Source organism: Streptomyces sp. NPDC051582, assembly GCF_040681715.1.
Classification (GTDB): Bacteria; Actinomycetota; Actinomycetes; order Streptomycetales; family Streptomycetaceae; genus Streptomyces.
On record NZ_JBFAZJ010000008.1, the window covers coordinates 131445 to 155273 of the forward strand.

19 protein-coding genes and 1 tRNA gene are annotated in these 23829 nt (G+C 72.4%); 11 read left to right on the forward strand and 9 right to left on the reverse strand.

The features are described from left to right. Positions 1-152: 152 nt before the first annotated feature. Positions 153-237 (forward strand) — tRNA-Leu (locus AB0M92_RS13520). Positions 238-411: 174 nt separating this feature from the next. On the opposite strand, the gene AB0M92_RS13525 is transcribed toward AB0M92_RS13520, so the two are convergent. Both AB0M92_RS13525 and AB0M92_RS13530 read right to left on the reverse strand, forming a co-directional pair. After that, positions 412-3069, reverse strand: a complete 2658-nt coding sequence (locus tag AB0M92_RS13525; RefSeq protein WP_366102279.1) for a hypothetical protein — start codon at positions 3067-3069, stop codon at positions 412-414. Next, positions 3066-4604: a hypothetical protein gene (locus tag AB0M92_RS13530; protein WP_366102280.1), complete on the reverse strand. Its 1539-nt coding sequence runs from the start codon at positions 4602-4604 to the stop codon at positions 3066-3068. The genes AB0M92_RS13525 and AB0M92_RS13530 overlap by 4 nt, the downstream gene beginning before the upstream one ends. A 130-nt stretch (positions 4605-4734) precedes the next feature. On the opposite strand from AB0M92_RS13530, the gene AB0M92_RS13535 reads away from it, so the two are divergent. Further along, positions 4735-6042, forward strand: coding sequence for a hypothetical protein (locus AB0M92_RS13535; protein ID WP_366102379.1), 1308 nt, complete (start codon positions 4735-4737; stop codon positions 6040-6042). Positions 6043-6163: 121 nt separating this feature from the next. Here the strand turns inward: AB0M92_RS13535 and AB0M92_RS13540 are convergent, their stop codons facing one another. The 4 genes from AB0M92_RS13540 to AB0M92_RS13555 form a co-directional block, all read right to left on the reverse strand. Further along, a complete protein-coding gene (locus AB0M92_RS13540; protein WP_366102281.1) occupies positions 6164-7600 on the reverse strand; it encodes an amino acid permease in 1437 nt (478 codons plus the stop codon). A gap of 254 nt (positions 7601-7854) precedes the next feature. Continuing rightward, on the reverse strand, positions 7855-9399 hold the full coding sequence (locus AB0M92_RS13545; protein ID WP_366102282.1) for an APC family permease: 1545 nt from the start codon (positions 9397-9399) through the stop codon (positions 7855-7857). A 133-nt stretch (positions 9400-9532) separates the two neighbouring features. Then, on the reverse strand, positions 9533-10480 hold the full coding sequence (locus AB0M92_RS13550; RefSeq protein WP_366102283.1) for a hypothetical protein: 948 nt from the start codon (positions 10478-10480) through the stop codon (positions 9533-9535). Between the two features lie 342 nt (positions 10481-10822). Beyond that, on the reverse strand, positions 10823-12478 hold the full coding sequence (locus AB0M92_RS13555; protein WP_366102284.1) for an FAD-binding dehydrogenase: 1656 nt from the start codon (positions 12476-12478) through the stop codon (positions 10823-10825). A gap of 79 nt (positions 12479-12557) precedes the next feature. Here AB0M92_RS13555 and AB0M92_RS13560 point away from each other — a divergent pair, with 79 nt between their 5' ends. From AB0M92_RS13560 to AB0M92_RS13595, 8 genes are all read left to right on the forward strand, one after another. Next, a complete protein-coding gene (locus AB0M92_RS13560) occupies positions 12558-13088 on the forward strand; it encodes an NUDIX domain-containing protein (protein WP_366102285.1) in 531 nt (176 codons plus the stop codon). A gap of 9 nt (positions 13089-13097) precedes the next feature. Further along, positions 13098-13496: a DUF202 domain-containing protein gene (locus AB0M92_RS13565; protein WP_366102286.1), complete on the forward strand. Its 399-nt coding sequence runs from the start codon at positions 13098-13100 to the stop codon at positions 13494-13496. Further along, on the forward strand, positions 13493-13813 hold the full coding sequence (locus AB0M92_RS13570) for a DUF202 domain-containing protein (protein ID WP_366102287.1): 321 nt from the start codon (positions 13493-13495) through the stop codon (positions 13811-13813). The genes AB0M92_RS13565 and AB0M92_RS13570 overlap by 4 nt, the downstream gene beginning before the upstream one ends. Positions 13814-13896: 83 nt before the next feature. Next, the gene (locus AB0M92_RS13575) at positions 13897-14193 is read left to right on the forward strand and encodes a hypothetical protein (protein ID WP_366102288.1); all 297 of its coding nucleotides are present in this window, start codon (positions 13897-13899) and stop codon (positions 14191-14193) included. Positions 14194-14385: 192 nt separating this feature from the next. Continuing rightward, positions 14386-15297 (forward strand): MBL fold metallo-hydrolase, encoded by a 912-nt coding sequence (locus tag AB0M92_RS13580; protein WP_366102289.1) that lies wholly within the window; start codon positions 14386-14388, stop codon positions 15295-15297. 211 nt (positions 15298-15508) lie between these two features. After that, on the forward strand, positions 15509-16585 hold the full coding sequence (locus AB0M92_RS13585; protein WP_366102290.1) for a phosphotransferase family protein: 1077 nt from the start codon (positions 15509-15511) through the stop codon (positions 16583-16585). A 9-nt stretch (positions 16586-16594) separates the two neighbouring features. Further along, positions 16595-17833 (forward strand): acyl-CoA dehydrogenase family protein, encoded by a 1239-nt coding sequence (locus tag AB0M92_RS13590; protein ID WP_366102291.1) that lies wholly within the window; start codon positions 16595-16597, stop codon positions 17831-17833. Between the two features lie 188 nt (positions 17834-18021). Next, entirely contained in the window at positions 18022-19221 is a 1200-nt protein-coding gene (locus AB0M92_RS13595; protein WP_366102292.1) for a S8 family serine peptidase, read from the forward strand. Between the two features lie 33 nt (positions 19222-19254). Here the strand turns inward: AB0M92_RS13595 and AB0M92_RS13600 are convergent, their stop codons facing one another. The 3 genes from AB0M92_RS13600 to AB0M92_RS13610 form a co-directional block, all read right to left on the reverse strand. Continuing rightward, entirely contained in the window at positions 19255-19860 is a 606-nt protein-coding gene (locus AB0M92_RS13600; protein WP_048476917.1) for a TetR/AcrR family transcriptional regulator, read from the reverse strand. 76 nt (positions 19861-19936) lie between these two features. After that, on the reverse strand, positions 19937-21685 hold the full coding sequence (locus AB0M92_RS13605) for an AMP-binding protein (protein ID WP_366102293.1): 1749 nt from the start codon (positions 21683-21685) through the stop codon (positions 19937-19939). Continuing rightward, positions 21682-22446, reverse strand: a complete 765-nt coding sequence (locus tag AB0M92_RS13610) for an SDR family oxidoreductase (RefSeq protein WP_366102294.1) — start codon at positions 22444-22446, stop codon at positions 21682-21684. Before AB0M92_RS13610 ends, AB0M92_RS13605 begins: the two co-directional genes overlap by 4 nt. A 96-nt stretch (positions 22447-22542) precedes the next feature. Between AB0M92_RS13610 and AB0M92_RS13615 the strand changes: the two genes are divergently transcribed. Beyond that, complete coding sequence (locus AB0M92_RS13615) at positions 22543-23811, forward strand: DUF1343 domain-containing protein (RefSeq protein WP_366102295.1); 1269 nt, start codon at positions 22543-22545, stop codon at positions 23809-23811. Positions 23812-23829 lie beyond the last annotated feature (18 nt).

Below are 23829 nucleotides of genomic sequence, written 5' to 3' on the forward strand. Positions count from 1 at the left end.
ATCGGTACCGACTGCCTCCCCATCCTCCCGCTTCGCCCGGCTCCGCCCAAGGGCGATCCTCGGCCGCCGGGGGGTGTGATCGGGGACCCCGGAATGTTTGGTAATGTTTTCCACGTCGGAACGGCCCGCGAGGGACGCGAGACAGACACCTTGTCCGGGTGGCGGAATGGCAGACGCGCTAGCTTGAGGTGCTAGTGCCCTTTATCGGGCGTGGGGGTTCAAGTCCCCCCTCGGACACAGAGCGGGACGTTCGCAAGATCGTTCCGAGGTTTTCACGGAATGCCGGTCGAGTCGCGAGACTCACCGGCATTCCGTCGTTCCCGGTGCCTGCGGGCCTCGCGCCGGGATCGGCGAGCGTTCGGCGGAGCCGGGCTCCGGGACCGGGAACGGCCCGCGCCGGTGTGCCGCCGCTCACGGGCCGGGCGTGAACAAGCGCCCGATCAACTCGGGATACGGGAGGCCCACTCCGTCGAGCAGCTTCCTGAGGGCCTCCGGCGGGCCCGTCCGCAGCGGTGTCGGGGTGCCGACGAGGCCGGGCACCGCGGACAGGTCGCCGCCCCTGAACCGTGATTCGGGTGTGGCCGGGGGACGTATCGCATAGGTGCGCCAGACGCGTGCCGGCAGGCTCAGCAAGACCAGGTGGGGGTCGGCCCAGGCGACGAATGCCCAGCGGTCCCTGCCGTGGGCCCGGACGAGCACGCCGTTCGCGCCGTGCCGCCGGCCGAGCCGTTCGGCGGCTCTGGCAGCGACCGGCACGGGATTGCCGAAGGAGCCCGTGATCTCCCAGATCCCGTCCTCGTTCGTGGCCGACCAGCCTGCCGCGACGAACTCCTCGATCGCCTCCGCGTGCGGATCGTCCTCCCGGGCCAGGGCGATGAGCCGTTCCACCTCGCTCCAGGGGGCGACGCGGGCGAGCGCCCGCTCCGGCGGAAGGAGCAGATCCTCGCCCTCGGAGAGCTCGGCGCGCGCGACCATCGCCCTGCTCCCGTGCCAGGCGCGGGCGGCCAGGACATCGTGCTCGCCGCCACCGGTCAAGGTGGCGTCCTGGAGGAGCAGCGTCATCACGACGGCCACCACCGAGTCGAGCCGCCGCCGGGCCTCCGGTGGGAGCCCTTGCTCCGCCCCGCCGGTTCCTTCTTCGGCGCCGAGGGCCTCAAGGACGCCGCTCAGGCCGGGGCGCCAGCTCTGGTCGTCCTCGTCCCAGGCTCCGGCCGCCAGGAGCTGGACGTACAGGCTGGCCACGAGCAGCCGGACCGGAAGCGGCGCCGCGGCCGATGCCTCGGAGGGGACCAGCGTCCGCACCCAGCGTTGGATCCAGGTGCGGCAACGGGAACGCTCCTCGGGCGGGAGGTGGGGGACGCGGGACTCGATCGTGGTGGCGGTGTCCTCGTCCTGTGGCTCCTCCTCGAAGAAATCGTCGTCCTCCGCGGCGCCACCGGTGACCGCCGACACGATCCACCGCGACGAGGGGGTCTGCGGCAGGTCGAGCCGGAGGCCGCCGAACGCCAGATCCGTCAGCGGGGCCCCGATCATCCGGCGGCAGTCCTCGACGTAGGCGTCCCAGCGGTCGACTCCGCTCAAGGTCACCGAGACCGTCGTCGAGCCCGGCGCCGGACTCACCCGCGGAGCCGACGTTCCCGCGGTCAGCTCGCGCAGGCGCAGCAGATCGGTCTCGAAGCGGCGCGCGGCGCGCTCGTCGGCGAACAGCGTCCCTGCCGTGTAGTCGTATCTCAGCCGGGGACCGCTGTCGGTGCTCTGGCGTCGTGCGCAGTGCACGGGGCTGTAGACGAAGACCACCGCGGATTCCACGGTGGTGCCGTCGGGCCGGGTGCAGGTGGCGCGCACCGCCGCACCGGGCACCGTGGTGAGCGTGAAGGAGTGGGCCGACGCTCCCGCCGGGACGGTCCCGACCTGCGACCAGGAGCCCGGCGAACCGTCCGGAGAGGTGCTGATCGTCACGGGCGTGGGGTGAGTTCGGGCCAGCGAGACGTGCAGCCCGTCGCTGTCCGTCTTCGCTCCCAGCAGGACGAGCCGGTGACCGGCCGCGGCGAAGGGCCGGATGGTGCGGCCCGTCAAGCCGGCGGGGGTGGTGACGCGCCCTTCGTCGGGGAGGAGCGACAGGGTGTCGGCGGCGAGCACGGCGAGCTCGCAGTTGCCGCCGTCACTGGTACTGGTGCAGAGCGCGGCGCGGGTGAGGTTGGCGCTCCCGGTGAGCGAGTGCCGTCGGCCGTCGACCTGCCATTCGATGAACTTGCCGTGCCGCATCCGCGTCTCGTCGAGGAGACGGATCCGTGCGTCGTGGCCGCCCAGCGCCGTCCTGATCTTTTCGGAGTCGTAACTGGACCAGCGGGGCTGGAGACCGAGGGTGGTGCGCGTCGGGCTCAGGCGGCGGACCAGCGCGCCGAGGGCGTGTGCGGCCCCGTCGACGAACGGGGCGTACGCGTTCATGTCATCGACGGGTCCCGGCGGCAGCTGGTCCAGCAGGCTCCGGTGCAGGTTGTGCAGGAGCCGGGAACCGCCGTCCGGCCCGGCGGGGGCGTTGACGTGCCGTTCGGTCAGCAGGGCCGCCAGTTCCGCGAGGTGGTCGGCCGACCAGGGGGCCAGGTCCACGACGGAGGGCAGCGCGTCCAGCCAGTCGGCGAGGTCCGCCAGGAGCGCGTGGGAGTCGCCGTCCTCCGTTTCCACCACGGTCCACAGTTCGTCGTTGGCCCCCCAGCCAGACAGTGTCGGGTTCCCCGATCCCACGGCGAGCCGGCAGGCGTGTTCGCCGATCAGGAGGACGACCTTCGGGTGGAAGGCACCGCGACAGGTGGCCGGGGCGTGCAGATAGCCGCGGCCGGCCAGGCGCACGTCGACCGGGTCGTACAGGCCCTGGGCCGCGTCACCGATCACCGCGGTGCGGGCGCCGAGCCCACGGGCCACGGGGATGGCGACCTTCTCCAGGAAGGGAAGGTCGACGGTGAAGCCCAGAAGGAGCGCTTCGTGCAGCGCCTGCCGGTCACGGCGTTCGCTCCATTCCCTCAGCAGGGTGACCGGTGAGGCGAACCGGGTGTGCTGCGCCGCGCTCATGCGTTCGTCTCCAGGACGTGCCGCCCCTCCGCGGTGACGGCGAGGCCGTCGTCGCTGACGGCGAAGAGCCCCAGCTGCGCTGCCAGGGAGCCCAGTTGCGGGATGCGGGTGCCGATCTCGGAGTCTCCTTCGTCACCGGTCTTGAAGTAGCGCTCGTTGCGCAGGTGCAGACGGGAGAAGATCTTCAGCCCGCCCGTCGCCGGGTCGGTGCGCAGCTTCGCCAGGGCGACCCTGCGGGACTGGGCGAGCATGTCGTCCACCAGCCGGGCGGCCAGGTCGCGGGCGGGCCGGTCGAGGTGGTCGCTGATGAGGCCGTCGACCCAGGTCGGGTCGAGGAACTCGGCCCAGCGCCGCTGCCGGCCCAGGAAGACGGCTCGCACGTCGTCGGGCAGATGCCCCTCCCGGGACCTCAGCGCACCCGCCAGCAGAAGCAGCACGTTCGTCATCGGGGCGTCGCCGCCCTGCGCCAGGAGCTCGCGTTCGGCCGGCAGCAGCCGGCCGGTCGCGCTCTTCAGCGGCGGCAGTCCGTCCAGGACCCGCCGCACCGACGTGTCCGGCGCCTGCTGCGCCAGCCAGTCGCGCAGTTCTTCGGCCGACCGGTCGGCCTCACCGTCCTTGGAGCCGACACCGGCCACCAGCGCCGCCCAGAGCCGGCGCCAGGCGCCGACGCAATAGTGGCGCAGCAGCACTCCCCGCCAGCCGGCGGTCTCGGGGATCGCCGCCAGCACGGGATCCGTGGTCGCCTCCTCGCCGAAGGCCACCGCGGAGCGCAGCGTCTCCTGGTACCCGTCGCCCTCGTGGCCGTGGAGGTCTATCGCCCGGCCGAGGATGCGCAGGGTCGCGCGCCGGGTGCGGTCGGAGGCCTCCCACTCCCCCGGGGCGTGGGTTCCTCCGGCGCGGGTCGCGGTCAGCACCTGCGTCAGCCAGTCCTGCTCGGCCGGACACGGGACACCGAGAGCCGCCCGCCCCGCCGTCTCCAGGTCCGTGAAGGACACGGCGTCCGCGGCTGCGAGCGACAGCAGGGGCGCGAAGAGCTCTTGGACCGCGGGAGGGCACACGTGCCGACCGGGCCTGAGCGCCCCGCCCTCGACGTCCACGGTGCCGAGCACCGTGGCGGGTCCGCCGTACTGGTCCCAAAAGCCCCAGCGCCGGGGCGAGTACGACCGGCTCGGCTGCTCCTCGTCGGCGGCGCGCGCGAGTTCCAGTCCGGCCGCGCAGAAGCGCCGCACCCGGTCGACCCCGTGGGCGGGCCAGGCGGGGGGTGTCTGCTCGTGGCACTGGAGGGCCGCGAGCAGTACTTCGCTGCGGCGGACCGACCGCAGGCACGTGGCGGCGTCCCAGCGCTCGCGTTCCGCGTGCGCCGCGATCGCCGCGTACATCGAGTGGTAGCGGATGTAGCGGGTCATGGTCGACACTCCGGGAACCAGCCGGTCCACGGCCCGCATCACCGGGCCCTCCACCGCCAGGGGATACCGTCCGGAGCGCACGCCCAGTCCCTTGAGCGCCCATGCCGGCCCGAGGACGTCCGCTGTCACTTGCCACCCCTTGCCGGTTTCCGGAGCGCCGCATCGGCGGGAGCTGTCCGACCCTGCCTCAGGGTAGGTGCTGATCGCGGACGAGGGGCCGGTACCGTCGACTGGATTCCGGGGAGAACAAGGGGAGACGATGACCGACGACCTCAAGGCGATCGTTCCGGTGTGGACGCTGGCGACCGGTGACGTCCGGGTGCCCGCGTTGACCGGAGACGGGCCGATGACGGCAGAACGCTTGGCCGAACTGCGCGGTGTGCTGGCCGTCCTGGCCGAGGAGCCGATCGCCACGCTTGAGGTGCATCCGCTTCCCGGCCGGCTCGACCGCGGCCGCGGCATCCCGCTCGATGCCGCGAGTCCCCTGGCACAGCACCTGTCACAGCTCATCACGCAATCGGCGCGCAGCTCCTCCGCGGCGGCCACGGCGACCGCTTCGGGCGAAGGCCTGTACCGCATGGTCGTTCCCGCGAAGGTCGCCGCTCAGTTCGGCCAGGGCATCATTCGCCCGATGGCGGCGCAGGGGGCGGCCGGGGGCGTTCGCAGTGCCCTCGTGAACTCGACGGGCATCGCCGCCCACGCGACGTTCGTGCCGGTCGGGAAGGCGGCAGCGGCGGGCGCGGCCGGTGGGGCCGGTGCGACGGCCGGCGTCGCCGTCGGCGGCAGCGCGGCGCTCACCGTGGCCGCGCCGCTCGTGCTCATGGCCGTGGCGGTCGGGGTGAGCGCGCATGCCGACTCCAAGCGCCGGCAGGCCATCGAGCACATCACGGAGCTGCTGGAGGATCTGCGGGAACAGAAGCTCGAAGACGAGCACGGCGAACTCGACGGCTGCCGCGACGCCATCGACAAGGCCACCGCCATTCTGCTCGACCAGGGCAGGCTCGGTCTCTCGCTGGGGCTGGACTCGGCGGTGCACGCCATCAACAGCGCGCTGGGCGCCGCTGACCGCCGCCTCGCCCAGTGGCGGATCGCGCTCGACAAGCTGCCCGACGGCGAGCCCGTCGAGATCGCCACGCTGACCAGGTCGTTCCCCGGCGTGGACGAGGCCGGCGGCACCTTCCGCACCCACCTCGAACTGGCCGCCCTGGCCATTGCGCTGAAGCGGCGGGTCATCGTCCTGCAGGCCGTCGAACACGCGCAGAGCGACCCCGGCAACTTGTTCGAGACCTTCGCCCGGGCGCTCAAGACCGATCAGCAGCGCCTCGACACCCTGGAGTCGAGCATCGCCGGGGTCCTGGAACGCCTGTCGGCGCTGGAGCTGGCACGCCCGCAGGGTTTGCGGCCCGTCTTCACGACCGGTGAGGTCGATCGCCTGATGCGCGCGGCGAACCGGATCCGCAAGCTGGGCGACGGCGTCGTGTTCGACAGCCGCGCGAGGGACGTGGCGATCGAGATCGCCCGCGACGAGGACGGCTCGGTGGTCGTGTTCCCCGCGCTCCCCGCGTAGCCGGATCGAGGGCTCGGGCGCCGTGCAGCCGAAGTCCGGCGTGGTCGAGCGGGCCTGAGCCGGGGAAGCGAGAAGGACCCCGCCCGAGGGCGGGGTCCTTCTGCGCGTGCGGGAGGGGACGTCAGCGGTTCGCGGCGATCTCCGCGACGCGGCGGCGGACCAGGAACCAGCCGCCGACGAGCGCGGCGCCGATGACGGGGACGCACATGACCGTGGTGCGGCCGACGCCGCCGTCGCACCACATCAGGACCAGCACGGTGACCAGGAACACCAGCGTGACGATCTGCGTGTACGGGGCCCAGGGCAGGCGGTAGGCCGGGCGCTGCACGCCGCCCTGCTGCGCGCGCCGCCAGAAGAAGAGCGAGCAGATCATGACCATCGCCCAGGTGCCGAGGATGCCCAGCGAGGCGAAGTTCAGGACCAGCTCGAAGGCGTCCTTGGGCATCAGGTAGTTCAGGCCGACGCCGGCGAGGCCGAAGGCGGCGGTGAACAGCACGCCGCCGTAGGGGACCTTGCCCTTGTTCATGCGGGCGGTGAACTTCGGCGCGGAGCCGGACATGGCCATCGAGCGCAGGATGCGGCCGGTGGAGTAGAGCCCGGAGTTCAGGCTGGAGAGCGCGGCGGTCAGGACGACCAGGTTCATGACGCCGGCGGCGCCGGGGACGCCCAGCTTGTCGAAGACGGTCACGAAGGGGCTCTGGTCCGAGGAGTACGAGGTGTACGGGAGCAGCAGCGCGAGCAGGACCACCGAGCCGACGTAGAACAGGCCGACGCGCCACATGATCGAGTTGATCGCCTTCGGCATGATCTTCTCGGGGTTCTCGGTCTCACCGGCGGCGACTCCGCACAGCTCGACGGAGGCGTACGCGAAGACCACGCCCTGGAGCAGCAGGAGCATCGGGAGCATGCCGGACGGGAAGATGCCGCCGTTGTCGGTGATCGAGGCCAGGCCCGGGGTGTGGCCGTCGATCGGGTGGCTGGTGACGACCAGGTAGATGCCGACGAGCAGGAAGATGCCGAGGGCCGCGACCTTGACGAGGGAGAACCAGAACTCCATCTCGCCGAAGTACTTCACCGAGATCAGGTTCGCGGTGAGGACCACGGCGAGGGCGATCAGGGCGAGGATCCACTGCGGGACGCTGGTGAACATGGACCAGAAGTGCGCGTAGGTGGCGGCGGCGGTGATGTCGGCCACGGTGGTCGTGGACCAGTTCAGGAAGTACAGCCAGCCGGCCGTGTAGGCGCCCTTCTCCCCCATGAACTCGCGCGCGTAGGAGACGAACGCGCCGGAGGAGGGGCGGTAGAGCACGAGCTCGCCGAGGGCCCGGACGACGAAGAAGGCGAAGATGCCGCACACCGCGTAGGCGATCGCGAGGGAGGGGCCCGCGTTGGCGAGCCGGCCGCCGGCGCCGAGGAACAGGCCGGTTCCTATCGCCCCGCCGATGGCGATCATGTTGATGTGGCGGGACTTGAGGTCCTTGCTGTAGCCCTCGTCACCCGCGTCGACGTGGCGGGACGACGCCGGGGCGGTGGCCTCGGTCAAGGTGCGGTCACTCATGTAGCGCTTCGCCTTCGTACGTGGGACAGGCAGGCCCGGGCCGCCGCGCAGGGGAGCTGGGTGGTGTCACCTGTGCGGGGGTCCGGATGTTTTTGTCGCCCCAGGAGACCATGAGCCCCGGCCATGGCCAAAACCCGGCCTCCCCACGCGGATGCCCCCGGCGACCATGGAAACGGTTGCCGGGGGCATCGGATGAGCTGGAAAGCGAGGCAGTACCGGGTTTTCACGGGGACCGGCCGCCAAGCCGGGCGCGGTCAGTCCCGGGGGTCGGCCTCCGCGGCCTGGTCGAGGCGGAAGGCCTCGTTCCCGAGGCCGATGCGGGCGTGCACCTCGGGGCGGCGGCTGCGCAGGAGGGCCCCGTACAGCAGCCCGACGAGGACGGCGGCGGCGATGATGCCGGGCAGGACCCAGCTGAGCGCGGAACCCTTCTCGGCGCCGACCAGGACGTCGAAGTCCTTCACCGTGTAGACGGCGATGGCGAGCAGGGCGATCCCGGCGGCGCCGGCCGCGACGAGCCGCCAGACCTGGGCGGCGGCGGTGCCGCGGCGGACGAAGAAGGCGATGACGGCGAAGGAGGCGGCGGCCATGAGGAGGGTCACGCCGAGGGCGCCGACGTTGCCCATCCAGGTGAACAGGTGCAGCACGGGCGTGGTGGGGTCCCCGGCCGGCTTGTCGTCGGTGACGGCGAAGGCCAGGACGACGAGGACGGAGACGACGGTCTGCAGGAGCGAGCCGGTGGCGGGGGCGCCGGTGCCCGCGTTGGTCCGGCCGAAGGCGGCCGGGAGCAGGCCCTCGCGGCCCATGGCGAAGGCGTAGCGGGCCACCACGTTGTGGAAGCTGAGCATGGCGGCGAACATGCCCGTCACGAAGAGGACGTGCAGGACGTCGGTGAAGGTGCTGCCGAGGCGGTCCCCGGTGAGCTGGAAGAGCAGGCCGGGACCGGCTTCGGCGGAGGTCTTGACGACCTCGGAGGGGCCGGTGGCGACGGTGAGGGCCCATGCGCTGAAGGCGAAGAAGAGGGCGACGAAGCCGACGGCGAGGAACATCACGCGGGAGACGACGATGTGGGGCTTGCTGGTCTCCTCGGCGTAGACCGGGGACTGCTCGAAGCCGACGAAGGCGGCGATGCAGAAGCACAGGGCCGTGCCGAGGCCGGGGCCGCTCAGGGTCTCGGGGTTGAAGGCGTGCAGCGAGATGCCCTCGGCTCCGGGCTTGCCGAGGGCGGCGATGTCGAAGATGACGACGAGGACGACCTCGATGAGGAGGAGGACGCCGAGGACCTTGGCATTGAGGTCGATCTTGAGCCAGCCGAGCGTCCCGGTGAGGGCCACGGCCGCCAGGGCCGGTATCCACCAGGCGAGGTCGATCTGGAGGTAGGTGGCGAAGAGGCCGGATACCTCGAACCCGAGGATGCCGTAGACGCCGACCTGCATGGCGCTGTAGGCGACGAGGGCCACGAGCGAGGCACCCGCGCCCGCGGTGGGGCCGAGGCCGCGCGCGATGTACGCGTAGAAGGCACCGGCGTTGTGGACGTGCCGGCTCATCTCGGCGTAGCCGATGCCGAAGAGCGCGAGCACGACACCGAGGATCACGAACAGCAGGGGCTGGCCGACGATGCCCATGACGCCGAAGGTGGTGGGCATCACGCCGGCGACCACCATCAGCGGCGCGCTGGCGGCGAGTACGGAGAGCAGCAGCCCGGGGGTGCCGAGGCGGTCGGCGCGCAGGGCGCGGTCCTGGCCCTTGTAGGTGCGGATCTCGGGTGCGGTGCCGAGCGTGGTGGATCTGCCCGTCGCCATGGCGGGGTGTCCTTTCGGGGGAGGGTCGGGGAGCGGAGCGGGGGCTGTGCGGGTGCGGTGTGCTGGTGCGCTGTGCGGGGCGGTGCGGTGCGGTGCGGTGCGGTGCGTGAATGCGGTGTGCGGGCCCGGCGCGTCAAGCCGTGCCGAGCGCGGCGCTGCGTGCGGCGAGGAAGGCCTTGTGCGGGTCGAGGTCCGGATAGGACCAGGGGGCGGGCGTGGCGTGGCTGCCGATGCGGTGGAAGAGGGCGGCGGCCTCGGCCGGCCGGCCCTCGCAGAGCTTGGCGTGGGCCAGGAAGTTGAGGTCGACCCGGTTGCGGGGGTGGTCCTCGCGCTCCCACTCCAGCCACCAGTCGAAGGCGGAGCGCAGCACCTGGCGGGCGCGCCGGCCCGACCAGTGGGCGGCGGCCCCGTCGGGGGTGCGGCCGCGGGTGGCGGCGAGCACCCGGTAGCGCTCGGCGTGGGCGATGACCGGCAGGACGGCGAGCGGGGAGTCGGCCGGGGACTCCTCGGCGGCCCAGGCGGCGAAGTCGTAGACCTCGTGGAGGGGGTCGTGGCCGGAGGAGGGGGTGTGTTCGGCCAGCTTGGCGACCATCAGGTGGTGGGCGTGGTGGTGCTCGCGGTGGCGGGCCCGGACCTGGTCGAAGTGGCGGCTGAACTCCTCCTCGGTGCCGAAGGCCCGGGTCAGCATGAGCAGGCCCAGCCAGGGGGTGGGGTCGGCCGGGAGCAGCGCGGCCGCCCGGCGGCAGGCCTCCTCGGCCGATTCGGGGGTGCCCTTGCGGCGCAGGGCGGTGAAGACGGCGGCGCAGGCGAGCAGGGTGACGGCGTCGGGGCTCTCGGGTTCGGCGAGCAGCCATTCACGGGCCCAGGCGGTGGCGGCCGGGGTCTCGGCGAGCACGACGAGGCGGTGGCCCCGGCGGTCCCAGTCGTCGCCGGTGGCGACGAGGAGGGAACGGGCCCTGGACCACCGGCCCTGGGTGAACTGGGCTCGTACGTCGACCAGTTCGGTGTCGCACAGGGCCGGGTCGAAGAGCTGGGCGTCCCGCTTGCGGGCGCGGCCGAGGGGCGGCGGAGGCGGGGACATCCGCGGGATTCCCTCCAACACGGGCGCGGGCGGACGGTTTGGCTGGATGATCACGCACAGCAAAGCGGTAGGCACAGCTCCGCGTCAAGGTCCAGTCCACTGCGTGGCGCGTTTCAACTGGTGGGAACAAGACGACAGTTGGTGCGCTTCCACTCGTTCGCGGCGATGGCGGGCGAGCGGATGGCCGTCACGGACTCCGCGCAGCGTCCGGTGGCCGTACCGGAGGTGCCGGAGGCACGGCTGCCGTCGCTCGCGGAGGTGGACCCGGAGCCCGCCCGGGACGCGGGCGGGGGCCCGGGCGGGGCCGCACGATTGTGGCCGAATGGAACGCCTCGCAACGACCTAGACCACCGCCTTGGCGGCCGCGCGGCCCGCCGCGCGGCCCGAGAAGATGCAGCCGCCGAGGAAGGTGCCCTCCAGGGCGCGGTATCCGTGGACGCCTCCGCCGCCGAAGCCGGCCGCCTCACCCGCCGCGTACAGGCCGGCCAGCGGCTCGCCGGATCCGGTCAGGACCCGGGAGGACAGGTCGGTCTCCAGGCCGCCCAGGGACTTGCGGGTCAGGATGGAGAGCCGTACGGCGATCAGCGGGCCCGCCTTCGGGTCGAGGATGCGGTGCGGGGCGGCGGTGCGGATCAGCCTGTCGCCGAGGTACTTGCGGGCTCCGTGGATGGCCGTCACCTGGAGGTCCTTGGTGAACGGGTTGGCGATCTCCCGGTCCCGGGCCACGATCTCGCGGCGGACGGTTTCCTCGTCGAGGAGGTCCTCCTTGGTGACGGCGTTCATGCCGCGCACCAGCGCGCCGAGATCGCGTTCGACGACGAAGTCGGCGCCGCGGTCCATGAAGGCCTTCACCGGCCCCGGTACGGCCTGGCGCGCCCGGTCGATGACGTCGCGGACCGACTTGCCGGTCAGGTCCGGGTTCTGCTCGGAGCCGGAGAGGCCGAACTCCTTGCCGATGATGCGCTGGTTGAGCACGAACCAGGTGTGGTCGTGGCCGGTCTTCATGATGTGGTCGAGGGTGCCGAGCGTGTCGAACCCGGGGAAGAGCGGTACGGGCAGCCGCTTGCCGGTGGCGTCCAGCCAGAGCGAGGAGGGGCCGGGCAGGATGCGGATGCCGTGCTTGGACCAGATCGGGTCCCAGTTCTCGATGCCCTCGGTGTAGTGCCACATCCGGTCCTTGTTGATGTGGCTGGCGCCCGCCTCCTCCGCGATGCCGAGCATCAGGCCGTCCACGTGCGCCGGTACGCCCGAGAGCATCCGCCGCGGCGGGGCGGCGAGCCGGTCGGGCCACTGCGCGCGCACGAGGTCGTGGTTGCCGCCGATCCCGCCGCTGGTCACGATGACCGCCTGGGCCCGCAGCGAGAAGGTGCCGGCGCTCTCGCGGCCGCTCGCGGTGCCCCGTACGGCGTCCGAGGGCTCCAGGACCTCGCCGGTCACGGTGTCCAGGGCGCCGGCCGTCCGGGCGAGCCCGGTGACCCGGTGGCGGAAGCGGAGCCGGACCAGCCCGCGGGCCACCCCCTCGCGGACCCGCCGCTCGAAGGGGGCGACGAGGCCCGGACCGGTGCCCCAGGTGATGTGGAAGCGGGGGACGGAGTTGCCGTGGCCGTTCGCGTCGTATCCGCCGCGTTCGGCCCAGCCGACCACCGGGAAGAAGCGGACTCCCCGGGCGTGCAGCCAGGGGCGCTTCTCGCCGGCCGCGAAGTCCACGTACGCCTCGGCCCAGCGGCGCGGCCAGGCGTCCTCCTCGCGGTCGAAGCCGGCGGTGCCGTGCCAGTCCTGGAGGGCGAGCTCGCGGCTGTCCTTGATCCGCATCCGCCGCTGTTCGGGCGAGTCGACGAAGAAGAGCCCGCCGAAGGACCAGTGCGCCTGGCCGCCGATCGACTGCTCCGGCTCCTGGTCGAGCAGGATGACCTTGCGACCCGCGTCGACGAGCTCGGCGGTGGCCACGAGACCCGCGAGACCCGCCCCGATCACGATCACGTCTGCGTCGTACGTCATGTGTGCGAACCCGTCCTCCGGTCGGTGGTGGGGCAGATCCTTGGCTACGGAGCGGTAACCAGTCAACAGCGGTGGTTGGATGAGCCGTGTGAGTGCTGCTGACGAAGTGCTGGACGTGGTGGACCGGGACGACCGGGTGACGGGGCGGGCGCCGCGGGGCGAGGTGTACGCGGGCGGGTTGCTCCACCGGTGCGTGTTCGTGCAGGCCAGGGACGCGCGGGGACGGGTGTTCGTGCACCGGCGGACGGCTTCGAAGCTGGTCTTCCCCTCCGCCTACGACATGTTCGTGGGCGGGGTGGTGGGCGCCGGCGAGAGCTACGCCGGGGCCGCGCTGCGGGAGGCCGAGGAGGAGCTGGGCGTGGCGGGGCTGGCGCAGCCGGTGCCGCTGTTCAAGTTCCTGTACGAGGGGCCGGGCGGGGCTTGGTGGTCCTACGTTCACGAGGTGCGGTGCGAGCTGCCGGTGCGGCCGCAGGAGTCGGAGGTGGCCTGGCACACGTGGCTCTCCGAGGAGGAGCTCGCGGGGCGGGTCTCGGGCGGGGAGTGGGAGTGGGTGCCGGACGGACTGGAGGCGTACCGGCGACTGCGCGCGCACCGGGAGTCCCACCAGTAGATTGGCCGGGTGATCGACTTCGTCAAGGACGTGCGCCTCTGGTTCGCGCCGCAGCGGGTGAGGGACGAGGGCGAGACCCCCGACTACCGGTTCTCGCTCGCCAACGAGCGGACCTTCCTGGCCTGGATCCGGACCGCCCTCGCCCTGGTGGGCGGCGGGTTCGCGGTGGACCAGTTCCTGCCGGACCTGCGCTGGGGGGTACGGGTCGGGATGTCGCTCGCGCTGCTCGCGGTGGGCGCCGCCTGCGCACTGCGGGCGGTGAACCACTGGGTGAAGTGCGAGCGGGCGATGCGGCGGGGCGAGGACCTGCCGATCTCACGGTTCCCCGTGGTGCTGAGCCTGGGGGTGGGGCTGGTCGCGCTGGCGATGGTGCTGGTGGTGCTGATGGGCTGGACGAGCCGGCCGTGACGGCTTCCGGTCCGGCGGTCCGCGACGCGGGGCTGCAGCCCGAGCGGACCCGGCTCGCGTGGCGGCGTACGACCCTGGCGTGCTCGGTGACGGCGGTGCTGGCACTGCGGACGGCGCTGCGCGGGTCGGGCTCGCCGGTGGAGGTGCTCGGGGCGGCGGTGATCGTGCTGATCTGGCTGGCGTTCCTGGTGGTCGCGCACCGGCGGGTGCGGCAGCTGGCGGCGGCCCGGCCGCCGGGGCTCTCGGCGCGGTCGGCGCTGGCGGCGGTGGCGTGCACGGTGGCCCTGTCGGTGCTCGCGGTGGCGGTCATCTTCTGAGCCGGTGATCGGATGATCCTGCTTGTTCGCGCCGATCGGGACATAACAGGCGATATGGGTTGTTCCGCATTAGCCTCGGCGCCATGACGACCATGCACCGGGAACACCCCACCCACACCCACACCCACGGCCCCGACTGCGGGCACGCAGAGGTGTCCCACGGCGACCACGTCGACTACGCGCACGACGGCCATCTGCACCGCGAGCACGCGGGGCACTGGGACGAGTGCGAGCCCGCGGGGCACGCCTCCCACGAGGACCACGACCACGCCCACGGGCCGGCCTGCGGGCACGAGGCCGTGCAGCACGGCGACCACGTGGACTACGTGCACGACGGGCACCGGCACGCCGAGCACGACGGGCACTACGACGACCACTGACGTCCGCTGACGTCCGCTGACGTCCGCTGACGTCCGCTGACGTCCGCTGCGGCCACTGACGGCCGTTGCCGTCCGCCGACGGCCGCCGGAGGGACCGGCCACTCGGGTACGGCCCACACCCCGCCCTCCCCCGGCGCCGCCGCGACTGGCAGGATGCTGACCGCTTGTCAGAGCGACCCGGGGAGAGCGATCATGACCGCCGAAGAGCCGTACCTCGTCCAGCCCGCGACCGGGGTGTACGCCTATGTCCAGCCCGACGGCGGCTGGTGCCTGAACAACGCCGGCTTCGTCAGCGACGGGGGCCGTACCCTGCTCATCGACACCGCGGCCACCGAGCGGCGGGCCCTGGCCCTGCGCGAGGCGGTCGTGGGCGCGGGCGTGCCGCTGCCCCGCACGGTGGTCAACACCCACCACCACGGCGACCACACGTACGGCAACGCCGTCTTCGCCCCCGAGGCGCTGATCCTCGGACACGACAACGCGCGAACCGAGCAGATCGCGGCCGGGCACCAGCTGGAGCTGATCTGGCCCGCCACCGACTTCGGCTCCGTCGAGATCACCGCGCCGGACCTCACGTACAGCGACCGGACGACCCTCCACCTCGGCGAGACGGAGGTCCGGGTCATCCACCCGGGCGTCGCGCACACCACCGGGGACTCGATCGTGTTCCTGCCGCGCCAGGGCATCGTCTTCACCGGCGACCTGGTCTTCGCCGGGGGCACGCCCTTCCTGGCGATGGGCTCGCTCGCCGGTTCGCTGCGGGCACTGGAGCTGCTGCGCTCGCTGGACGCGCAGACCGTCGTACCGGGACACGGGCCGCTGACGGACCCGTCCGCGTACGAGGCCACCGAGCGCTATCTGCGGTACGTGGCCGAACTGGCCCGGGAGGGCAGGGCGAAGGGGCTGAGCCCGCTGGAGGCGGCGCGCCAGGCCGACCTCGGGGAGTTCGCGGTCTGGCGGGAGAGCGAGCGGCTGGTGGCGAACCTGCACCGGGCGTACGCGGAGCTGGCCGGGGAGCCGGAGGGGGCGCCGCTGAACATACCGGCGGTGCTCCAGGACATGACCGTGATGAACGGCGGGACGCCGATCCTGTGTCACGCGTGACACGTATGACACGTATGACACACACGACCATGTGACACGCATGACCTCGTGACATGCGTGCAGCGGGCGTTCCGACCCGCGTGCGGGCCGGAGGATTCTCCTCCGGCCCGCACTCGTTCGCCCGGCGTACTGGACGACATACCGACTGGTCGGCATGATGTCATTCGTTCGTCCCGTCCCGTCCCGTCACTCCGCACGGAGGTGCGCACCCATGACCTCAACGCCGGCGCCAGAGTCCGCTTCGGCCGGCCCCCGGGGCCTCGACCTGGAACGGCTGCGCGGTCATCTCGACCGGGTGCGGCCCGGACTCGTGGCCGGGGCGCTGCGCGGCCGGCTGATCGAAGGGGGCCGCTCGAACCTCACGTACGAGATCACCGACGGGACCGGCCGCTGGGTGGTGCGCCGCCCGCCACTCGGCCACGTGCTGGCCACGGCACACGACATGAAGCGGGAGCACCGGGTCATCCGGGCGCTGCACGGCACGGCCGTGCCGGTGCCCGAGCCGGTGCTGCTCTGCGAGGACGACTCGGTCCTCGGGGCGCCGTTCTACGTGATGGAGTACGTGGACGGGGTTCCGTACCGCAGCGCCGACCAGCTCGCCGAGCTCGGCCCCGAGCGCACCCGGCGGGCCGTGCTGGGCCTGGTGGACACCCTGGTCGACCTGCACGCGGTGGATCCGGCGGCGGTGGGCCTGGGCGACTTCGGCCGGCCCGAGGGCTTCCTCGACCGGCAGCTGCGCCGCTGGGGCAAGCAGCTCGACTCCTCGCGGGGCCGCGAGCTCGCGGGCATCGACGAGCTGCACGCCGCGCTCGGCCGCTCCCTGCCCGACTCCCCCGCCCCGACCGTCGTGCACGGGGACTTCCGGCTGGACAACGTGCTGATCGGCGGTCCGGACGACACGATCCGGGCGGTGCTGGACTGGGAGATGTCCACGCTCGGGGATCCGCTGACCGACCTCGGCCTGCTGGTCATGTACAGCTCGGACCTGGGGCTGACGGACTCGCCGGTCAGCACGACGAGCGGCGCGCCCGGCCACCCGGCGCCGGCCGAACTGATCGAGCGGTACGCCGCCCGCTCCGGCCGGGACACCGGCGCGATCGCCTGGTACACCGCCTTCGCCTGGTTCAAGCTCGCGGTGATCCTCGAAGGCATCCACTACCGCTACACGCTCGGGCAGACGGTGGGCGCGGGCTTCGACCGGATCGGCGACCTGGTCCCGGTGTTCATCGAGCACGGCCTGACCACTCTCCGGGGCCGCCACACATCCGAAAACGGCCAGGAAGGCTGAGGCACACCCATGGACTTCGCATTCGACGCCCGGACCGAGGAACTCCGCGAACGGCTCCTCGCGTTCATGGACGAGTACGTGTACCCGGCGGAACCCGTCGCCGCCGAGCAGCGCGCGCGGCTGGCCTCGCCCTGGGACACCCCGGCCGTCTTCGGTGAACTGAAGGCCGAGGCGCGCCGCCAGGGCCTGTGGAACCTCTTCCTGCCCGGCGTCGAGCACGGCGCCGGGCTGACCAACCTCCAGTACGCCCCGCTCGCCGAGATCACCGGCCGCAGCCCGCACCTGGCGCCGATGGCGACCAACTGCGCGGCCCCGGACACCGGGAACATGGAGGTGCTCTCGCAGTTCGGCAGCGAGGAGCAGCGCAAGCAGTGGCTGGAGCCGCTGCTTGCCGGGGAGATCCGGTCGGCGTTCGCGATGACCGAGCCGGACGTCGCCTCCTCAGACGCGACGAACGTCGAGACCCGCATCGAGCGTTCGGCGAGCGGTGGCGGGGCCGACGAGTACACGGTCACCGGACGCAAGTGGTTCATCTCCGGGGCCATGAACCCGGACTGCAAGATCTTCATCGTCATGGGCAAGACCGACCCCGAGGGCGCCGATCCGCGCCGCCAGCAGTCGATGATCCTGGTCCCCCGCGACGCCCCGGGCGTCGAGGTGCGCCGGGCGATGACCGTGTACGGGTACGAGGACCACGACCACGGCGGCCACGCCGAGGTGGTCTTCGACGGGGCCCGGGTGCCGGCCGCCAACCTGATCGGCGAGGAGGGCTCCGGCTTCGCGATCGCCCAGGCCCGGCTGGGCCCGGGCCGCATCCACCACTGCATGCGGCTGATCGGCATGGCGGAGCGGGCCATCGAGCTGATGTGCCGGCGGGCAGTGGGCCGTACGGCCTTCGGCAAGGAGCTGGCCGCGCAGGGGGTCGTACAGAACTGGATCGCCGACGCCCGGGTCACGGTGGAGCAACTGCGCCTGCTGGTGCTGAAGACGGCCTGGCTGATGGACACGGTCGGCAACCGGGGCGCGCACACCGAGATCCAGGCCATCAAGATCGCGACCCCGCGGGCGGTGGTCCGGATCCTGGACGACGCGGTGCAGCTGCACGGCGCGGGCGGGGTGAGCCAGGACTTCCCGCTGGCCGAACTGTGGGCCGCGGCGCGGACGTTGCGCCTCGCGGACGGTCCGGACGAGGTGCACCAGCGCTCGCTGGCCCACCGCGAGCTGAAGAAGTACGCGTCCCGCGCCTGAACGTGTGGAAATCGTGCGGGAGTTCGCATGAACCCATGTACGAAGTGGAGGCGATGCGGGGGGCCTTTTAAGAAACCTTGTTGAAAATCCCCGAACCGCCGGTACGTTCTTGATTTGCGCCTGTCAATCGGAACAGGGTTCTTCAGAAGTTTGACGCCCCACACGTCAGCAAGAGGAGAACTCTCCAGATGGCAACTCACAAGCGCTCGCGCACTTTCCGGTACGCGGCGGTCGGCACGACAGTGGCCGCCGCGGCCGCCGCGGCCCTGGTCGCCAGCCCCTTGGCCGGGGCTGCGACACCGGCCGAGGGCACGGTGTACGGGCTGGGCGCACCCGGTGCGATCAGTGGTAGCTACGTCGTCATCCTCGACGCATCCGCGAACAAGGAACAGCTGGCCAAGAAGTACGGCGGCGAGCTGAAGCGCACCTACAGCTCCGGGGTCAACGGCTTCTCGGCCGCGGGGCTGAGCGAGACCGAGGCCAAGCGGCTCGCCGCGGACCCGGCCGTCGGCAAGGTCGTGCAGAACAAGAAGTTCACCATCAAATCCACGCAGGACAACCCGCCGTCCTGGGGTCTGGACCGGATCGACCAGAGCGCCAAGGCGGGCGACAAGAAGTACAACTACCCCGACAGCGCCGGCGAGGGCGTGACGGCGTACGTCATCGACACCGGCATACGCACGACCCACAAGGACTTCGGCGGCCGTGCGACGTCCGGGTTCGACGCGGTGGACAACGACGACAAGGCCGACGACGGCAACGGCCACGGCACGCACGTCGCGGGCACCATAGCCGGGACGGCGCACGGCGTCGCCAAGAAGGCGAAGCTGGTCGCGGTGCGGGTGCTGGACGACAACGGCTCCGGCACCACCGAGCAGGTGGTCGCCGGGATCGACTGGGTCACCCAGCACCACTCGGGTCCCTCGGTCGCCAACATGAGCCTGGGCGGCGGCGCGGACGAGGCGCTCGACGAGGCGGTTCGCCGCGCCATCGCCTCGGGCGTCACCTTCGCGGTGGCGGCGGGCAACGAGTCGGCGGACGCCGGCCAGGGCTCGCCCTCGCGGGTCCCGGAGGCGATCACCGTCGCGTCCAGCACCATCGACGACGAGCAGTCCTCGTTCTCCAACTTCGGCTCGGTGGTGGACCTGTACGCGCCGGGTTCGGACATCACGTCCGACTGGAACGACAGCGACACCGGTACGAAGACCATCTCGGGCACCTCCATGGCCACCCCGCACGTCGTGGGCGCCGCGGCGGTCTACCTGGCCGGACACCCGTCCGCGACCCCGGCGCAGACGGCGGCGGCGCTGACGGCGGCGGCCACGAGCGGCGCGGTGACCAACCCTTCGGCGGGCACGGCCAACAAGCTGCTGAAGGTGGCCCCGTAGCGGATCCCGCCAGGGGTCCCGCCAGGGGTCCCGCTACGGGCGCAGGGCGCGCAGCAGCAGGTCGGCGAGATGATCGGCGACCTGCTGCGGCGTGAGCGGACCGTCCACCCGGTACCAGGTGGACAGGTGGTGGACCGAACCGAAGTGGTAGTCCACCACCAGGTCCGCGGGGGTGGCGGTGGAGAACACCCCGGTGCGCTGGCCTTCCTCGACCAGCGCCCGGAACCGCTCGTGGTAGCGCCGGCGCTCCGCCCGCACCTGCTTGAACTTCTCCGGGCTGAGCTGGTGCATCGACCGGAAGAAGATCGCCGCGTCGTCGAGGTTCTCGATGGTGGTGACCACCACGTCGGCGGCGGCGGCGCGCAGCCGCTCCTCGACCGGGGCGCCGGAATCGGCCACCGCGTCGAGGCGCTGCTGCTGGAGGCGCAGCATCCGCGCGTACACCTCGTGCAGCAGGTCGTCCTTGGACCCGAAGTAGTGGTAGAGGGCGCCCTTGGTGACACCGGCCGCCTCGACGATCTCCTGGACGGAGGTGCGGTCGTAGCCGCGCTCGGCGAAGAGCCGGGTGGCGACGGCCAGCAGCCGCTGCGGCACCGGGGTCTCGTGCGTGCCTTCGGGCTCCGTGGTCCTGGCAGCCATGGCGCTGACCTTCCTTCCCTGTTCCCTGGTCCGTACGACCAGCTGTGCGAGCGGCTGTACGACCGTACGGCTATTTTCAGCCGCGGTCGCGCAGCTCCCGTCGCAGGATCTTGCCACTCGTGGTCTTCGGCAGGACAGGCAGGATCTCCACTTCGCGCGGGTATTTGTACGCGGCGATGCGGGCGGCGCAGTACGCCGACAGCTCCGCCGGCTCGGCCGAGGTCCCGGGGCGCAGGCTCACGTACGCCTTCACGCTCTCGCCGCGGTACGGGTCCGGGACGCCGACCACGGCCGCCTCGCGCACGGCGGGGTGGGTGTAGAGCACGTCCTCGACCTCGCGCGGCCAGACCTTGAACCCGGAGGCGTTGATCATGTCCTTCTTGCGGTCGACGACGTAGAGCCAGCCGTTTGCGTCCATGAATCCGACGTCACCGGTGCGCAGTTCGCCGTCCGGGAAGGCCTTGGCGGTGTCCGCGGGCAGTCCCCAGTAGCCGGGGACGACCTGGGGCCCGCGGACGGCGATCTCGCCGGTCTCGCCGAAGGGCACCTCGGTGCCGTGCTCGTCGAGGATCCGTACGAGGGTGTCGGCGCCGGGCAGGCCCACGGAGAGGGTGCCGGAGGCGGGGTCCACGGGTGCTTCCAGGTGCACGGGCACGGAGGCGCAGGGGGCGGTGCACTCGGTGAGGCCGTAGCCGTTGCGCAGGTAGAAGCCGTACGCGGCGCGCAGGCGCTCGACGAGGGCGGGCGGGAGCGGGGCGCCGCCGCAGGAGAGCACCTGGAACGAGGCGAAGTGGTCCGCGGTGGCCTCGGGGTGGGCGGCGAGGGCCATGAACGCGGTGGCCGGGCCGACGGTGTAGGCGGGGCGGTGCGCGAGGAAGGCGTCGAGGACGACCCCGGCGTCGAAGCGGTGGGCGAGGACGAGGGTGCCGGCGTTGGCGAAGCAGGCGCCGAGCTCGCAGACCATGCCGGTGATGTGGAAGAGGGGGGCGAGGGCGAAGTAGGTGGCGCCCTCGGGGAGGGGGTGTCCGGTGACCTGCCGGACGGCGTTGTGGGTGAGCGCGCCGTGCGGGTTCATGGCGCCCTTGGGGGTGCCGCTGGTGCCGGAGGTGTAGCTGATGAGCGCGGTGTCGGCGGCGGTGAGACCGGGGTCCGGCGGGGCGGGGTGGCCCCGGCGGGCCACGGCGGTGAGGTCGGCGGGGGTCGGCGGGGCGGCGTGGGCGTGCGGGGCGGCGTGGGCGTGCGGGTCGGTGGGCTCGGCCGTGGGGTGCTCCGGGGCGGCCCAGGGGGCGGCCTCCGGTTCCGCCGGGGCGAAGACGCGCGGGTCGTTCCGGCTCTGGAAATCCCGGTCCGAGGCGGTCAGGGCGACCCGTACGGCGGTGCCGCGGGCGGCCTCGGCGGCGTACGCCGTCCACGCGCGGCCGTCGCAGACCAGTGCGGCGGCCCCGGAGTCACGCAGGATGTGTCCGATCTCACCCGCTTTGTACATGGGGTTGAGGGGCACGACCACCGCCCCGGCCTTCCACGCGGCCAGGACGGCGAGCACGAAGTGCGGGGTGTTCTGGAGCATGACGGCCACCCGGTCGCCGCGGCGGACGCCGTGGCCCGCGAGGTGGCCGGCCACCGAGTCGGAGAGCGCGTCGGTCTCGGCGTAGCCGATGCGGCCGTCGAAGTAGGCCAGCGCGGTGCGTTCGGGGGCCCTGGCGGCGGCCTCGCGGAAGGCGTGCAGGAGGCTCGGCGGCGGGGAGACGGGGGCGCGCTGGGCCTGGCTGAGCAGGCCCAGCCACGGCTTGGCCGCGTAGCCGGAGGGCCGGTTCGGCTGCGTCACCTGGTCTCCCACTTCTGCTGGATGTGGTTCATGCCGGAGAGCCAGCGGTCCGGTTCGGTGGCGCGGGCGGCGTAGTAGTCCGCGACCTCGGGGTGCGGGAGGATCAAGAACCGGCCCTTCTCCATGCCGTCGAACAGTGCGTCCGAGACCGCTTCCGGCGCGATCGCGGTCGGCGCGAGGACGAGTTCGCCCGCCGAGCCCGCCGCCGTCAGCATGTCGGTGCGGACCCCTTGCGGGCAGATGGCATGGACCTGGAGGCCGCGGTGGCGATAGGTCAGCGAGAGCCACTCCGCGAAGGCGAGCGCACCGTGCTTGGTGACACTGTACGGCGCCGCCCCGATCATGGTCAGCAGTCCCGCCGCCGAAACGGTGGACACGAAGCGCCCGCTCCCGCGCTCCAGCCAGTCGGGCAGCAGCAGCCGGGCCGCGCGCACGTGCGCCATGACGTTGGTGTCCCAGGCCGCCTCCCAGACGGCCTCGTCGGCGAACGCGTCCCCGCCGGATGCGAGTCCGGCGTTCGCGCAGTAGACGTCCACCCGGCCGCCGAGGGCCTCGCGGGCCTCGGTCACGACGGAAGAGGCGTCGCCCGGGACCGCGATCGCCCTGGCGCCGATCTCCCCCGCCACGGCGGCGGCCTTGGCGGCGTCGAGGTCGTTGACCACGACCGTGGCCCCCTCGGCGGCGAAGCGGCGGGCGAGGGCGGCGCCGATGCCGCCGCCCGCGCCGGTGACGACGACTCGCTGGTCCTGGTACGCGTTCACGGGATCACCTTTCGGGCGGGGCTCACGGCCGGATGCCGGGCAGACTAACCGGTCGGTATGTCGGGGTGGAAGAGGGGCGGCACCTAGCGTGGCGGGATGACGCTGTCGCGACGGGGGCTGCTGGGACTGGCGGGGACGACGGGGGCCTTGGGAACGCTGGGGGCCGCGGGCGCGGCGCCGGGCCCCGCCCCGGACCGGGTGGACACGGTCGCCGACCGGGTCCGCACCGGCTTCGAACAGCTCGCCGCCGACGGCTACGCGCTGCTCGCCGGCCAGCGGGTCGGCGTCGTCACCAACCCCACCGGGATCACCGCCGACGCCCGCCACCTGGTCGACGTACTGCACGCGGACTCGCGGGTGAAGCTGGTCGCGGTGTTCGGGCCGGAGCACGGGTTCCGCGGGACGGCGCAGGCGGGCGGCTCCGAGGCGGCCGGGCGCGATCCGGCGACGGGGCTCCCGGTGTACGACACGTACGGCACGAGCGGGCAGAAGCTCGCGGACGTGTTCACGGCGGCCGGGGTCGACACGGTCGTCTTCGACGTCCAGGACGTCGGGGCGCGCTTCTACACCTACATCTGGACCCTGTACGACTGCATGCGCGCGGCCGCGCTGGCCGGCAAGGCCGTCGTCGTCCTGGACCGGCCGAACCCGGTGGGCGGCCGCCGCGCCGCCGGACCCGTACTGGAGGCGGCGTACGCGAGTGGCGTGGGCCGGGAGGCGATCGCGCTGGCGCACGGGATGACGGTGGCGGAGCTGGCCCTGCTGTTCAACGCGGAGTTCCTGGCCGCGAAACCGGTCAGGCTGAGCACCGTACGGATGACCGGCTGGCGGCGGGAGTCCTTCTTCGGGACGACCGGGCTGCCCTGGGTGCCGCCGAGCCCGAACGTGCCGACGCCGGACACCGCCCTCGCGTACGCCGGCACCTGCCTGTTCGAAGGCACCAACCTGTCCGAGGGGCGCGGGACGACGACGCCGTTCGAGGTGGTCGGCGCGGAGGGCGTGGACCGGCGCTGGGCGGAGGCGGCGCAGGAACTCGGCCTGCCCGGGGTGTGGTTCCGGGAGGCCTACTTCACGCCGACCTTCTCCAAGTTCACCGGGAAGGTGTGCGGCGGGGTCCGGCTGATCGTGCACGACCGGGCGGCCTTCGATCCCGTGCGGGCGGGGATCGGGCTGCTGGTGACCGCGAAGCGGACGTGGAGCGGCTTCGCGTGGCGCACGGACCACTGGATCGACCGGCTGACCGGGACGGACCGGGTCCGGAAGATGATCGATGCGGGTGCGGGGGTCGAGGAGATCGCGGGCGACTGGTCGGCGGGGCTGGAACGGTTCGCGGCGGTGCGGGGGCGGTACCTGCTCTATCCGTGAACTCCCGTGAATCCGCGT

Bases quoted from the DNA above. Each gene is read 5' to 3' on its own strand.
- AB0M92_RS13525 (WP_366102279.1), bottom strand. From the start codon at position 3,069: ATGAGCGCGGCGCAGCACACCCGGTTCGCCTCACCGGTCACCCTGCTG.
- AB0M92_RS13535 (WP_366102379.1), top strand. From the start codon at position 4,735: ATGACCGACGACCTCAAGGCGATCGTTCCGGTGTGGACGCTGGCGACC.
- AB0M92_RS13540 (WP_366102281.1), bottom strand. From the start codon at position 7,600: ATGAGTGACCGCACCTTGACCGAGGCCACCGCCCCGGCGTCGTCCCGC.
- AB0M92_RS13545 (WP_366102282.1), bottom strand. From the start codon at position 9,399: ATGGCGACGGGCAGATCCACCACGCTCGGCACCGCACCCGAGATCCGC.
- AB0M92_RS13550 (WP_366102283.1), bottom strand. From the start codon at position 10,480: ATGTCCCCGCCTCCGCCGCCCCTCGGCCGCGCCCGCAAGCGGGACGCC.
- AB0M92_RS13555 (WP_366102284.1), bottom strand. From the start codon at position 12,478: ATGACGTACGACGCAGACGTGATCGTGATCGGGGCGGGTCTCGCGGGT.
- AB0M92_RS13560 (WP_366102285.1), top strand. From the start codon at position 12,558: ATGAGCCGTGTGAGTGCTGCTGACGAAGTGCTGGACGTGGTGGACCGG.
- AB0M92_RS13575 (WP_366102288.1), top strand. From the start codon at position 13,897: ATGACGACCATGCACCGGGAACACCCCACCCACACCCACACCCACGGC.
- AB0M92_RS13580 (WP_366102289.1), top strand. From the start codon at position 14,386: ATGACCGCCGAAGAGCCGTACCTCGTCCAGCCCGCGACCGGGGTGTAC.
- AB0M92_RS13585 (WP_366102290.1), top strand. From the start codon at position 15,509: ATGACCTCAACGCCGGCGCCAGAGTCCGCTTCGGCCGGCCCCCGGGGC.
- AB0M92_RS13590 (WP_366102291.1), top strand. From the start codon at position 16,595: ATGGACTTCGCATTCGACGCCCGGACCGAGGAACTCCGCGAACGGCTC.
- AB0M92_RS13595 (WP_366102292.1), top strand. From the start codon at position 18,022: ATGGCAACTCACAAGCGCTCGCGCACTTTCCGGTACGCGGCGGTCGGC.
- AB0M92_RS13600 (WP_048476917.1), bottom strand. From the start codon at position 19,860: ATGGCTGCCAGGACCACGGAGCCCGAAGGCACGCACGAGACCCCGGTG.
- AB0M92_RS13615 (WP_366102295.1), top strand. From the start codon at position 22,543: ATGACGCTGTCGCGACGGGGGCTGCTGGGACTGGCGGGGACGACGGGG.